Source organism: Rheinheimera sp., assembly GCF_037442525.1.
In the GTDB taxonomy this organism is placed as follows: Bacteria; Pseudomonadota; Gammaproteobacteria; order Enterobacterales; family Alteromonadaceae; genus Pararheinheimera.
Map to the genome: position 1 here is coordinate 41,049 of NZ_JBBIQD010000003.1, position 13,423 is coordinate 54,471.

Consider the following 13,423-nt stretch of genomic DNA (forward strand, 5'->3'; position numbering starts at 1 on the left):
CAATGGGGTCAGACTCTGACCCCAGTTTATTCAGCATTGCTGCAAGGCTTTAAGCACCTTGGAATGAAATTCGCGATGGCGCATCACCGCCAGTACCACCACTGAAGTGGCCATAAAAGCTATGGGGTCGATAAACCAGCTTAAGGTGGCCAGTGAAAAGTAAATGGCCCGCAAACCGTAGTTAAAGGAGTGGCCAGCCAGATCGATAACTTTGGCTGTACGGTTGGCATAGAGCGCATGCTCCTCTTCAGTCAGGTTTTTTCCATCAGGCGCGGCGGTAATCAGCACACCACCAAAACCATACTGCCGAAGCGCCCAGGTAAACTGGAAAAACGCAAACACATAAATGACCGCCAGAAACAGAATTTTTACCTGAATCGCCTCCTTGCTCACCTCGCGCCAGGGGGCCAGATACGCCAGCACTTCGGCCAGACTGGTGCTGGACACCATAGCGGTCAGCAAGCCAGCCAGAATTAATAAGGTACTGGATGCAAAAAAAGACACGTTACGCTCCAGCGTCGAAATCAGCGCCACATCGGCCATTTTGTTGTCACGGCTCAGCATTTGCTGCATCCAGTCATTGCGTTTACGCCGCATCTCAAAGGATAAACAACTGACAGTGCGGGCTTTGCGCTTGGCGTAGAAGGTGTAACCGCCCCACAACAATAAAAACCAGAGGACAGCAGCAGCGTCGATCAGGGTCATGAATGCTCCATGGTGATGTTAAAACAATTGGGTTGCCAGTGGCAGGCGGAAATAGAAGCAGGCGCCGCCCTGCTCCGTTTGGCGGTAACCTATCTCGCCCTGCATAGCCTTGACCAGCTCCTTGCAAATCGCCAGCCCAAGGCCGGTGCCGCTGATGGCCCGTCGGTCTGAAGCATCCGCCTGTGAAAACTTCTGAAACAGCCTGGGGACAAATTCAGGCGGTACTCCGCTGCCTTGATCAATCACCGACACAGTGACCTGAGTCTGTTGCAGTTCAATCCGTATTTTCACCTGCCCTTTCACAGGGCTGTGGCGGATGGCATTGGCCAGCAGGTTGGCCATCAGTTGCTGAAAACGGGTGTCGTCCACTTCCACCCAGGCATCAGCCTGGTCCGGGTCGTCGAGCAGTAATTGCACCTGCCTGGCCAAAGCAACGGGCTGATTCAGCTCAAGTGACTGATGCAACAGGTTTTGCAGGGGCCAAAGTTTAAACTTAAACGGCATCTTATTCACCGCCAGTTTTTCAATATCCAGCAGATCATTGATTAAATTCGCCAGACGCTGGCTGTTTTGTTGTGCCAGAGACAACATATGCTGCTGTTTATCGGTCAGCGGCCCCAGCACCCCGCCCAAGGTCAGGCCCAAAGCCCCATTGATGGATGTCAAAGGCGTACGCAATTCATGACTGACCGTCGAGACAAACTCGTCTTTCAGTTGCTCCACCTCTTTACGGGCAGAAATATCCCGCAGCAACCAGACGTAACGGCGTTGGCCGCCGCGTTCAGTTTCCCGTCGCGACAATTCCAGTGCAAACAGCTCACCGGACTTACGCACCCCTATAGTCTCCTGCAGTGGCAGTTGCCCTTCATTCCAGCCGGGCTCGGCCGCTTGCAGTAATAAACGGAAATCTTTTCCCAATAACTCAGGCTGCAGGTAACCAAACACCACTGTCACCGCCTGATTCATCCGTTCAATCCGGCCTTGCAGGTCGGTGGTAATAATCACATCCGACACGGCATCGAGAATACGCCGGCCATAGGTTTCCGTTTCCTGCAATGCTTCCGAAAACTGATAGCTGCGCCGGAACGAAAACAATAACCAGCCCAGCATCAGGCAAAACAACAGTGACACCGAGCCACCCGCCAGGCGCCACTGCCACAATCCCCACCCTTCAGTGTCATCCAGTGAGCGAATGGCCATCTGCCACTGCGCGCCACGTAAACTCAAGTCCAGCGTCAGGGTGGCGTCCTGAAACCACTCGCTGCGGCCAACAAAAGCCTCAGTGTCACCGGCATACCTTAATGCCAGCAACACCTGGTAGCTGTTACTTTGCTGCGCCAGGTTTTGCCAGAGCGCATTCAGATCCAGCACTGTGCTGATTAAGCCCCAGTAGCGGCCATCATTCAGAAATACCGGCACCCGGTAGATAAAGCCCTTACCACCCTGCACCAGTGACACAGGGCCAACCAGCCTGGCTTTCTTTTCGGCAATAATCTGCTGAATTGCAGGCCATTGCTGCGGCAGATTCGCGTAATGGACGCCAAGCGCCCGTTCATTGCCTTCCACAGGAAAAACAAGAGTCAACACATTGTCGGGGGCCAACGCCAGATTGCGGATATGTTTGCCTTGTTCCAGCAAGCCCGCTAACAGCAGTAAGGTGTCTTTTGGATCCGGCTGACCGCCACTGGCCTGCACATGCGACGCCAGCCCTAAACTCAGATACAGCGGCGTATTGACTTCAGATTCAATAAAGGAGCGCAGCTGACCCGCCACACTGACAAGCTGCTTCAGTTGCCGGTGCTGCTGGCGAGCCACAATCTCACGGGCCTGATATTCTGTCAGCACCAGCGCACAGGCCAGGCAGAACAAAGGCAACACCCAGGACCAAAGCTTCAGTCTTAACAACGGCCCTTGCGGCAATGAGTTGCCCTGCATCCTGACTCCAAAGTGGCAAAATAAACTGAAGTTTCAAAACTATAACTCATTCTTTCCGGCTTTGACCATGCACAGCCAAACAAGCATAAAACTTTACTGCGGCAGCCGCAGCGACCATGCTAAACTGCGCCGCCCTGACGGCATGAACCTAGACCCGAGGAGAGAACTGTGACCACTCTGACCATTCAGACCCCTGACGACTGGCATCTGCATTTTCGTGACGGCGATATGCTCAAAGAAACCGTAGCAGCCACGGCCCGTTGTTTCCGCCGTGCCATTGTCATGCCAAATCTGGTTCCTCCTGTCACCAACGCTGTTGAGGCCATGGCCTACAAAACCCGTATTCTGGCAGCCCGCCCGACAGGCAGCAGCTTTGAACCTTTGATGGTGCTGTACCTGACCGACCAGACCAGTGCTGACGACATCAAAGCGGCCAAAGCGGCTGGTGTGGTTGCCGCCAAACTCTACCCGGCTGGCGCCACCACCAACTCGCATTCAGGTGTCAGCAGTTTAAGCAAGCTGTACCCTGTGCTGGAAGTGATGGCCGAACAGCAGATGCTGCTGCTGGTGCATGGTGAAGTCACCGACAGCCATGTTGATATTTTCGACCGGGAAAAAGTCTTTATCGACCTGCACTTATCGCAGATTGTTGAAAAAGTACCAGGCCTGAAAGTGGTGTTTGAACATATCACCACCGCCGATGCAGCCGAATTTGTCAAAGCAGCCCCAGAGCGGGTGGCTGCCACCATCACACCGCAACATTTGTTACTAAACCGCAATGATCTGCTGGTTGGCGGTGTCAGGCCCCATAATTATTGTCTGCCTGTCTTAAAGCGCCGTACGCACCAGGAAGCCTTACGCGCTGTGGTGGCCTCCGGCCATTCACGCTTTTTCCTCGGCACCGACTCAGCCCCCCATGCCAGACACAAAAAAGAAGCGGCTTGTGGCTGCGCCGGTTGTTACAGTGCCTGGAGTGCGATTGAGCTCTATGCCCAGGTGTTTGAAGAGCTGGGTTGCCTGAACAAACTGGAAGCATTCGCCAGCCACTATGGCCCGGATTTTTACAATCTGCCACGCAACAGCGGCACCATTACGCTGGTGAAAGAAGACTGGACTGTGCCAGCTGAAATCAGCCTGCCAGACGGCAGCCCTATAGTGCCGTTTTTCGCTGAGCAGAAGTTAAGCTGGAAACTGCAACAAGGTCTGTGATCAGACCTTGTGCTGACAACTCTGATAACAGCCCGGCTGCCGGGGGCAACTGCCGCCTCTGGCACAAATCAGCTGGGCTGGTTTTTCCATACTGCGTTGCACCCACTGAATATTCAGCACATTGGCCACTGTATTTAAAGTGCTGCGAATGGCTTTAGGCACCATCACGCCGCCCTGCGCCGTGACACACAACTGTTTCAGTTCCAGTGCCATTGTATCCGCATCTATGCCCTGTGCGGCGATCGCCGGGTTTAAGTCCACTCCGGCACAGAGCACATGGGCATTGCCTGCCAGGTCCGTCACTTTGGTGGATTCACAGCAATAAATCCGTGGTTTGCCCTGCACATCCAGCAAAGACAACTGGGCTGACGAACCGGTATCCGGCTGGCCAAACATGCGGAATACCGCCCAGTGCTGGCAAGGATCGGGCACCTGACGCATATTGCCCCAAGGCAGAGGGATACCATTGCCACGGTACACGGCCTTGAGTTTGCCCGGCGTATAGGCATCAAAATAATGCCAGTACCTGTAGGGCGAAACCGCCGTCATCCGGCGCATGGCCACCGAGGCAGACACGCCCGCCAGTTCATGGCTGCTGATGGCATAACCTGTCCTGTCCAACAGTTGGCGGAAGGGCTGTTTCGGACAGAGCAAAGCGCCGGCAAAAAAACTGGATTCAAAATCACGCCAGGCCTGCAATATATCCTGCGGTGCCATAGAGGCGGTATCTGTGCTTTCACTGTCGTAAGCACCGCCCACCTGCATGCTGCTTTTCACCCTGTCTTTGCCATGCAACACCGCATGGCCTATGTGCACCGCCAGCTCATACTTGAGCCGGGTTGGCCATTGCTGCAGCAACTGGTTCAGGTGCAGCTGATTCGGAGGCAAAAAATACGAGGTGGGCACATTTTGACTGCGCACCCCCAGTTCATCCAGTACTTCAGATGGCGTTTCACTGAACCAGTGCAGCTCCAACCCCAGCTGGCGACAAATCTGCAGCAGCTCATCCAGGTTCAGTGGCATTCGTTTTAAACCGACTTCTTCGGCCGCCCGTTCCAGTTCGGGAAAATGGTTCTGGTGATGTTCCTGATGGGCCCGGATCAACAGCTGCGCAAACTGTCGGCCGCTGATACCGGTTTGTGACAACATCTCCGGTATCGCAATTTGCAAAATGTCCTGGGTGAATAAAAAGCCAGGCTCCAGCGGCATACCGGACACACCGCCTTTGCTGCTGAATTTGGCCGGTGTCAGGTCCAGCTGCTGCTCATCGCCATCCAGAAACCAGTCCGCTTCCTTCTGAAACACCTGGGCTATCACTTCCAGCATTTCGCGCGATGGCGTACGTTTGCCGTTTTCAATCATCGACAGGTACGACACAGACGGCGCGTATTCCGGACTGATACGCACACAACGGGTGGATAAATCCTCCATCGTCAGTTGGTTGCGTTTACGTAAATTGCGCACTTTGGTGCCCAAAAAATGCGACTGTCGGCTCAGGCTGGATTGGCTCATTTTGTAAAATTCACAGTGTGAAGTTTTTATTGTGAAATTTGTCAGATTTTCAGACTAGACTGTTTTTCACACAGTGACAACTGGTGTGACCACCCTACACAGAAAATAACGAGGAACAAACCATGAACAATACAGCCCTGACCCCAAAGGAGCAGCCCTTCCAGCAACAGTGCCAGATGATTGCGGAATTTAATGTGATGCACCGCCGTCAGATCCTGGATTATTCCAAAGCCTTCCTCGACAAAGTCTTTCCACTGGACAGAGGCAGCCATCAGGATGTGCAGAGTTATGTGGTGTATTACCAGCATTTATTGGTGTTTTTTGCTGACGGCAGCCAGACCGGCCTGCAAAACCCGGCGCAACTGGTGGCTTTTGGTGGCGCCGAAGAAAAACCGCAAAGCCTGCTGCTGAGCGATAATGGCCGCCACGTCGAGTTACTGTTTTGCCGTGCAAGCAGTGAAGATAAAGCCGGCATCAGTGACATTCTGCTGCAGCTGTCGGACGGCCAGTGGTTCAGCATGTTAAGAGGCAACACCACACCGGCAGCCTGTGTCAGCCCGGCGCAGCACAGCCCGTGCTTCCGGAGCCTGCAAGGCGGTTTTTATCAGCCCCAATAAGGTTGCATCGTTTTAAGCGAAAACCACCATCGTTTTATCTCAGCCAGCTGCTGTTGCACTTGGGCCCCAAAACAGGTTTTACTGGGACCAGTGCAACAGGAGCCTTACGATGAACACGCCAACCTCCTTATCCCTGAGCGGCCACAGCTGGTGGCCTGAACTTCGCAGCCATATTGTTGATCACAAACTGGCAGCCTTTGGTTTGGCTGTGGCGCTGCTGGCTGTGCTGCTGTTGCTTGGCCAAAGTCTGTTGCATTTGTCTGACAGCCCCAGCAGCGACAAACTGAAACTGGCGCTGTTGGGTGGCACTGCGGGTTTTGTGGCAACGACACTGGGCGCTGTACCTGCGTTATTTTTCCGCCGCCTCAATGCCGTAGTGGAAGACAGCCTGCTGGGGCTGGCGGCCGGTATGATGCTGGCTGCCAGCGCCTTTTCCCTGATACTGCCCGGCATCGAAGCCGGCTCCGAACTGCTGCACAGTGACGCTTTGGGTTCTTTTGTCGTGGTGGGCGGTATGGCTTTGGGTGTGCTGCTGATGTTAGGGCTGGATGCTTTTACTCCGCACGAACATGACAAAACTGGCCCTTGTGGCCCGGGGCACCAGAAATGCGACCGCATCTGGCTCTTTGTATTTGCCATCGCCTTACATAACCTGCCGGAAGGTATGGCGGTCGGTGTCAGTTTCGCCAATGGGGATATGAGTGTGGGTCTGCCGCTGGCCACCGCCATCGCATTGCAGGATATTCCTGAAGGTTTAGCTGTGGCCCTGTCACTGCGGGCCGCAGGTTTTAATCCTGGTCTGGCCGTGCTGGTGGCTGCAGCCAGCGGTATTCTGGAACCTTTGGGAGCGCTGATGGGCGTGGGGTTATCCAGCGGCTTTGCGCTGGCCTACCCTGTAGGGCTTGGCCTGGCTGCAGGAGCTATGCTCTTTGTGGTGTCACATGAAGTGATACCGGAAACTCACAGAAATGGTCATCAGACACCGGCCACTTTGGGCCTGATGCTGGGTTTTGCCGTGATGATGGTGCTGGACACCAGTCTGGGTTAAGCCTGCGGCGAGGGTATTTTACCTTGTTGCAGATACTGCTGAATCCTCAGGTAAGTGTCGGTCCAATACAGGGATTGATGCTGTTTCAGGTAATCCAGAATGGCCTGATGGGTTTGCACCGACACCGCCATATGATCGCCTCCGACGCCATGAAACAACAGATTGGCTAACGCGCCCTGCGCGGCCGCCTGCAGCAGAAAGGATTTAATTTCTGCAAAGCTTTGTTGTTCAACGACCAGAAACAGGTTTGGCACGCTGACACCATTGTAGCTGGTCCACTGCTGGATCTGATTGGTTTTGGCTGCCAGTAAAAAGGGCGGCAATCTGGCCCAGTAATGGCCGTCTTTGGCCTGAAAGTCAAAACAAGGTGGCGTGAAGGTACGCAGTGCTTGCCGATCCAATGCGGCCAGCGCCTGATGCGCCTCCAGCAGCTCCTGCTGCATTTGCGCCACAGTGCGCCGGTTTAAATCCTGCTCTGGCGTCACCCAGGGCCTGCCTTCAGGGCGACAGGGATGGCTGACACTATGATTCCCCAGCTCATGCCCCTGCTCAGCGACCTGCCGCCACTGTGACAAATGCTGCCGGAATACCGGGAAGGCGGTTGGCAGATAAAAGCTGGCTTTCAAACCAGCCTGGTTTAATGCGGGCACTGCATGTTCCAGCTGACTCAGCAAAGCATCGTCATAAGACAGACTGACCGCCGCTTTGGCCCCTTGCGGCCACTGAAATTCAGCCGCTGCTGACACAGACGCAGAGAAAGCCGCATAAAGCCAGATACTCAACCAGACACAAAGCAGTTTCACCTTCAGCATCAGTCAGACTCCAGCGGCTTCACCCCGATTTTTTTCACCTTGCCGTTATCCAGCTCAGCGATGGTCCACAGCATATTACTCCATTGGCAGGTATCACCGACCACAGGTTTACCACCGACCAGTTCGGTTAACAGATCACCTATATTGTCGAATTTATCCATCCCAGCCAGGTCCAGAGCATAGAATAAGGCCATGTCCGTCAGTCTGGCGTTGCCTTCAATCATAAAGTCGCCAAAGAAACCAAAATCGAAGTTACGTTGTGGGGTTTCGCTGAACATCCGCCCCAGCACAGGTAAATCAGCGTCATGGGCCATCACACAAAGAATATCGCCTTCGAGCAATGTGGTACTGCCGCTTGGGTGCAACAGCATTTGCTCGCGGAACAAAGCCACAATACGGGTATTTTCCGGCATATTCAGCTCACGCAATTCGGCGCCGATACACCATTTTTCGGCGCCCAGCTTGTAGACAAAAATTTCCCACTGACTGGTCAGATGCACATTGATACCGGCTCGGGACACCGGCATCGGCATAGGCGGCACCACCACTTTGGCTTTTTGCGCAGCCAGACTCAGCGTGGTGCCCTGAATCAGCAAAGACACCAGCACAATAAAAAACGCCACATTAAAAAACAGATGGGCATGCTCAAGGCCCGCCATCAGCGGGAACACAGCCAGAATCACCGGCACTGCCCCCCGTAAGCCAACCCAGGAGATGAACAGCCGCTCTTTCAGTTTAAAGCTGCGAAACGGCAGCAAACCGACAAAGACGGATAAAGGCCGGGCAAAGAAGATCATCCATAACGACAGAATCAGTGCAGGAATGGCGATGGGCAGCAGTTCTGACGGCGTCAACAGCAGCCCCAACACCAGAAACATACCGATCTGGCTGAGCCAGGCCAGCCCGTCAAACATATGCAAAATACCATGGCGATTGCGGATCGGTTTATTGCCGAGCATCAGGCCTAGTACATAGACCGTCATAATGCCGCTGCCACCCACTGCACTGGAAACGGCATACAACAGAATGCCGCCGCTGACGGCCAGCAAAGGGTACAGACCATCGGCAATTTCCAGCTTATTGATCAGCTGCAACATCATCCAGCCGCCGCCCAGCCCGAGCAGAATACCCACACCAAACTGCTGCACCAGATCCACCAGAATCATCAGCTCAAAACTGCTTTTGCCCTGAGCGATCATCGCAATCAAAGTGACGGTTAAAAACATCGCCATCGGATCGTTGGTGCCGGATTCAATTTCCAGTGTCGAACCAACCCGCTCGTTCAGCCCTTTGCCATTGAGCAGGTTAAATACCACTGCGGCATCGGTGGAACCAACAATGGCCCCAATCAGCAGGCCTTCAATCAGTTCCAGATTAAATAACCAGGCCGCCACCACACCGGTTAAGCCAGCGGTAATGGCCACCCCCAGAGTCGCCAGCGACAACGATGGCCAGAGCGCCACCCTGAATGTTTTCACATTGGTACGCATCCCGCCGTCCAGCAGAATGACCGCCAGCGCCAGGTTACTGACCAGATAAGCGAGGGAATAGTCGTTGAATTCAATACCACCGGGACCGTCGACACCAGCCAGCATGCCCACAGCAAGGAAAATAACCAGAATAGGCACACCAATTTTGCTGGCCACCGAGCTGACCATAATGCTGGACGCAACAAGCAAGGCACCAATCAGTAATAAGTTATTGATGGTAATAGCATCCAAAATGCGGCCTCCTGTTGCTGTGCTGTTTTTTCAAGATACCAGATCTTTGCTGGTTATCTATGGGCTTTATGATAAAAAATCATGGCCAAATTAATGATATAGCAAGAAATATTTTTTTAGTTAATTATTTTCAATAAGTTACTTCGAAACATTTTTAACTAAACTTCAGATTAAACAGCCCTTAACCTGCGAATGATAAAAAATAAAACCAGGTTTTCACCATAAAAACTCAGTTCAACAGGGATGGTGCAAGAAACCGACTAAATTCATCAGCACAAGCCTGGTTGCCGGCTCAAAAAAGAAAAAAGCTGCCAGAAGGCAGCTTAAAGGTCTGATGCGCTAGTTCGATCCATTCAGACCCTGCCAGTGTGCCTGAACAGAAGCAAAATAAACATAAACAAATTGTTAATCAATGTAACAAGCGAATGACCCCTGATTCCCGTTATTTCATCGGCAATGACTCGAATCCCTCAGACAAAACGTGATACTATCACATCACTTTTTTATTGAAGGAACCATCATGCCCCGCTTGTCCCTTGTTGCCGCCTTATTGTCAGGCTCTATTGTCGCCAATGCAGCTGAAACCTCTGTTGAGCATATTCAAGTTCATCATCATCAGGCTTACCGTGGCAATGTGCCAGCCGAGCATTTGCCTCAGGCCATTGATCTATTGTCACGCGATGAGTTTGATCAGCTGGCCCTGAGCCGGTTTCAGGATGCTCTGGACAGCTCGGCCAGTATTGCCCGGCAAAACAATGGCGGTGGTTTATGGGACAGTTATTCATTACGCGGATTCCCGGGCAACGAAAATATGCCTTCCGGTTATTTGATTAATGGGTTTAATGGCGGCCGCGGTTTTAGCGGTCACCGCGATTTATCCAATGTTGAATATGTCGAAATACTGAAGGGGCCTGGTTCCGCTTTGTATGGCCGCTCAGAACCTGGTGGCACCATTAATATAGTCACCCGTAAACCGGCGTTTGATTCTCAGGGTTATATCAAAGCCAGCCACGGCCGTTTTGAGCAAAATCGCGTTGAAGCCGACTACACAACGGGCCTTTCCGATGCACTGGCGTTTCGGGTCAATGGCGCTGTGCAGGATTACGGCAGCTTCCGCGACGAGGTCAGTTCAGACAAAAAAGTGGTCACGCCGTCACTGCTGTGGCAAATCAATTCGGACAGCTCTTTGTTGTATGAATTTGAATACCTAGAACAATCTCAATTATTTGACCGTGGTTTAGTGGTGCTGAATAACAATTTTGACACCCTGCCACGCGAGCGTTATCTGGGGGAACCCGATGATGGCCCGACCGAGATCAGCGCCCGCGGCCACCAGCTCACTTACCAACAGGATCTGGCCAATGGCTGGGCATTTAATGCCGGCGTCAGTTACCGCGACTCTGATTTGTCTGGTTTTTCTTCCGACGCGGAACTGGCCGTTTCCCGCCAGTCCTTATACGACGATGGCCAGACCCTGACCCGCCAGCGCCGTTTCCGTGATTACTGGTCTGAAGATTTGTCAGTCCGGGCCGAAATCAGCGGCAGCCTGCAGTGGCTGGGGCTTACGCATCACCTGATGCTGGGTGCTGATGGTTACGACTATGAACTCTACACTTACCTGGGCCGTTACCGTGGCAGCAAAGGCAGTTACGCACTGGATATTTTTAACCCGCAGTATGGCGTCGCTGTACCAGGCACAGTCAACCCGCTGTACGCCAATTTAGAGCAGCAGAAAGCTCATGGTGTGTATGTACAGGATATTATCCGCTTGCATCCGGACTGGCAGCTGTTAGTGGGTCTGCGGCTGGATCACATCAGACAGAACCTGGAAGAACAAACCAAAGGCACCAGGGCAGATAAATCCTTTACCGAGCGCAGCCCACGTTTAGGTCTGGTGTACGATGTGACAGCCCATGTGCAATGGTATGCCAGTTATTCTGAGGGCTTTTTACCGCTCAGCGGTGCCGATTATCTGGGCCGGGGTTTCGACCCTGAGAGCAGCCGCTCGAAGGAGATGGGACTGAAATGGCATGAAGAAGGCGCCAGCTGGACTCTGGCACTGTTTGATGGCACCAAAACCAATATTCTGACCTCAGACCCTGTCAACGTCGGTTTTGCTGCGCCTCTGGGTGAAGCCCAAAGCACGGGTGTGGAACTGGACCTGCGTTACCCGCTGACCAAAGATTTAACACTGGATCTGTCCTACGCCTGGCTGGACAGCCGCACCTTAAACAACGCGCTGAGCCTGGACTGGGGTGTCGAGATCCCGGCGGGCAGCCGCCTGGTGAACGTGCCGAAACACAACCTGAGCCTGGCGCTGAACCAGCATTTTGCTGCTTTGGGTTACCAGCACAATGCGGGTGTGCGCTGGCGTTACCAGAGCGAGCGGCTGGGGGATTCAGTGCAGCCGTCTTACCTGCTGCCATCCTACAGCCTGACCCATTTGTTTTTACGCAGTGAGCTGAGTGCAAACTGGCAGCTGGAGCTGAATATCGACAACCTGTTTGATAAGCACTATGTACTGAACTCTTATTCAGCGCTGTGGACAGTGCCGGGAGAACCCCGCAGCTACCGTGTCGGGGTCCGTTATGGTTTCTGAAGGCAGTATGGCGCTAGCTGCTCATAATGCGAGTCAGGCTGCCGCTCTAAGTCAGACCAATCGCATCCTGTCTATCGATGCGATGCGGGGGTTAATCATTATTTTTATGATGCTGGACCATATCCGCGAGCGCTTTGCATTACATATTCCATTGCTGGACCCGATGGATATCACACAGACGTCGCCTGCGCTGTATTTTTCCCGTTATCTGGCGCATCTGTGTGCACCTATGTTTGTATTTTTAACCGGCTTATCTGCCTGGCTCTATGCCCATCCGGCGAATAAAGCCGTTCGCTCACCCACAGGTTTTTTGGCTAAACGCGGTTTGTTTTTAATTTTTCTGGAACTGACGGCTGTCTACCTGGTGTGGGCGGGCTCCATCAGCACCATTTTCCTACAGGTGATCTGGGCTATCGGCTTGTGTATGTTGGCGCTTTCAGTGCTGAGTAAACTGAATTATTGGCTGATTGGAGTCTTGGGTTTCACCATTGTGGTGGGGCATAACTTACTTTCACCTGTGCATTTCACGCCCGATGAATGGGGATACAATCTGTGGACATTGCTGCATGACAGAGGCTACCTGACGGATACAGGCCCTGTGACCATCCGGGTGTCTTATCCGGTATTGCCATGGATAGGGGTTATTCTGGTCGGTTATTTCGCCGGGCCTTTGTACGCACATGCGCGGTCGCCGGAAAACCGCAGGAAACTGCTGCTCGCTTCAGGCCTGGGCTGTTATGTGTTGCTGGCCTTGCTGCGGGGGTTCAATCTCTATGGCGAAAGCTTGCCCTGGCATCCCCAGCCAACCCTGGTGCTTACTGTGATGGCCTTCTTCAACTTTACCAAATACCCGCCATCCTTAGATTTTTTGCTGGTCACCATTGGTACAGGGTTGTTATTGCTCCGCCTGTTTGAATCCATTGAGAATCCATTTACCAGGGCCCTGAGGGTGTTTGGCTCAGCGCCTATGTTTATTTATCTGCTTCATTTGTATGTGATACTGCTCATCTACAGCATTTTTTACCTTATTTTTGGTGCCAACCAAGGCGACAGATTTGGTGTCGATTCCTATTACTTTATTTGGGCATTTGCCATCATTTTACCCATAGTACTGTACAAACCTACAAAATGCTTTGCGCACTACAAACACCGGGAAAAACACACAAAACCCTGGCTGACTTACTTTTGAGCGGAAAACCTCTCCAGCCCTGTCTCAGTGCGTTCAACAGCTAAAATCAGGCCTTGGGAGCACACTGCAGGTACCT

10 protein-coding genes are annotated in these 13,423 nt (G+C 52.9%); 5 read left to right on the top strand and 5 right to left on the bottom strand.

The window, feature by feature from the left end; genetic code table 11:
• Window positions 1–30: 30 nt before the first annotated feature.
• Entirely contained in the window at window positions 31–705 is a 675-nt protein-coding gene (locus tag WKJ03_RS06555; protein WP_337841374.1) for a DUF599 domain-containing protein, read from the bottom strand.
• An 18-nt stretch (window positions 706–723) separates the two neighbouring features.
• Entirely contained in the window at window positions 724–2,640 is a 1,917-nt protein-coding gene (locus tag WKJ03_RS06560; protein WP_337841375.1) for an ATP-binding protein, read from the bottom strand.
• A 168-nt stretch (window positions 2,641–2,808) separates the two neighbouring features.
• Here WKJ03_RS06560 and pyrC point away from each other — a divergent pair, with 168 nt between their 5' ends.
• Window positions 2,809–3,849, top strand: a complete 1,041-nt coding sequence (gene pyrC, locus WKJ03_RS06565; protein WP_337841376.1) for a dihydroorotase — start codon at window positions 2,809–2,811, stop codon at window positions 3,847–3,849.
• Here the strand turns inward: pyrC and WKJ03_RS06570 are convergent, their stop codons facing one another.
• Window positions 3,850–5,361 (bottom strand): DUF3612 domain-containing protein, encoded by a 1,512-nt coding sequence (locus WKJ03_RS06570; RefSeq protein ID WP_337841377.1) that lies wholly within the window; start codon window positions 5,359–5,361, stop codon window positions 3,850–3,852.
• Between the two features lie 122 nt (window positions 5,362–5,483).
• Between WKJ03_RS06570 and WKJ03_RS06575 the strand changes: the two genes are divergently transcribed.
• Window positions 5,484–5,978 carry a malate synthase gene (locus WKJ03_RS06575; protein ID WP_337841378.1) on the top strand — a complete coding sequence of 165 codons (495 nt, stop codon included), beginning with the start codon at window positions 5,484–5,486 and terminating at the stop codon, window positions 5,976–5,978.
• Window positions 5,979–6,087: 109 nt separating this feature from the next.
• Window positions 6,088–7,026, top strand: a complete 939-nt coding sequence (locus WKJ03_RS06580; RefSeq protein ID WP_337841379.1) for a ZIP family metal transporter — start codon at window positions 6,088–6,090, stop codon at window positions 7,024–7,026.
• Here WKJ03_RS06580 and WKJ03_RS06585 read toward each other — a convergent pair.
• Together WKJ03_RS06585 and WKJ03_RS06590 are read right to left on the bottom strand one after the other, a co-directional pair.
• Entirely contained in the window at window positions 7,023–7,838 is an 816-nt protein-coding gene (locus tag WKJ03_RS06585; RefSeq protein ID WP_337841380.1) for a polysaccharide deacetylase family protein, read from the bottom strand. The two genes, WKJ03_RS06580 and WKJ03_RS06585, sit on opposite strands and share 4 nt — an antisense overlap.
• Window positions 7,838–9,559 carry a potassium/proton antiporter gene (locus WKJ03_RS06590; RefSeq protein ID WP_337841381.1) on the bottom strand — a complete coding sequence of 574 codons (1,722 nt, stop codon included), beginning with the start codon at window positions 9,557–9,559 and terminating at the stop codon, window positions 7,838–7,840. The genes WKJ03_RS06585 and WKJ03_RS06590 overlap by 1 nt, the downstream gene beginning before the upstream one ends.
• Before the next feature lie 520 nt (window positions 9,560–10,079).
• Between WKJ03_RS06590 and WKJ03_RS06595 the strand changes: the two genes are divergently transcribed.
• Both WKJ03_RS06595 and WKJ03_RS06600 read left to right on the top strand, forming a co-directional pair.
• Complete coding sequence (locus tag WKJ03_RS06595) at window positions 10,080–12,158, top strand: TonB-dependent receptor (RefSeq protein ID WP_337841382.1); 2,079 nt, start codon at window positions 10,080–10,082, stop codon at window positions 12,156–12,158.
• Window positions 12,159–12,165: 7 nt separating this feature from the next.
• Window positions 12,166–13,347, top strand: a complete 1,182-nt coding sequence (locus WKJ03_RS06600; RefSeq protein ID WP_337841383.1) for a heparan-alpha-glucosaminide N-acetyltransferase domain-containing protein — start codon at window positions 12,166–12,168, stop codon at window positions 13,345–13,347.
• Window positions 13,348–13,423: the final 76 nt, after the last annotated feature.

What these genes read in the sequence shown, in the direction of transcription:
- WKJ03_RS06555 (WP_337841374.1), bottom strand. Translation starts at nt 705, where the DNA reads ATGACCCTGATCGACGCTGCTGCTGTCCTCTGGTTTTTATTGTTGTGG.
- WKJ03_RS06585 (WP_337841380.1), bottom strand. Translation starts at nt 7,838, where the DNA reads ATGCTGAAGGTGAAACTGCTTTGTGTCTGGTTGAGTATCTGGCTTTAT.
- WKJ03_RS06595 (WP_337841382.1), top strand. Translation starts at nt 10,080, where the DNA reads ATGCCCCGCTTGTCCCTTGTTGCCGCCTTATTGTCAGGCTCTATTGTC.
- WKJ03_RS06580 (WP_337841379.1), top strand. Translation starts at nt 6,088, where the DNA reads ATGAACACGCCAACCTCCTTATCCCTGAGCGGCCACAGCTGGTGGCCT.
- WKJ03_RS06575 (WP_337841378.1), top strand. Translation starts at nt 5,484, where the DNA reads ATGAACAATACAGCCCTGACCCCAAAGGAGCAGCCCTTCCAGCAACAG.
- WKJ03_RS06560 (WP_337841375.1), bottom strand. Translation starts at nt 2,640, where the DNA reads ATGCAGGGCAACTCATTGCCGCAAGGGCCGTTGTTAAGACTGAAGCTT.
- WKJ03_RS06570 (WP_337841377.1), bottom strand. Translation starts at nt 5,361, where the DNA reads ATGAGCCAATCCAGCCTGAGCCGACAGTCGCATTTTTTGGGCACCAAA.
- WKJ03_RS06600 (WP_337841383.1), top strand. Translation starts at nt 12,166, where the DNA reads ATGGCGCTAGCTGCTCATAATGCGAGTCAGGCTGCCGCTCTAAGTCAG.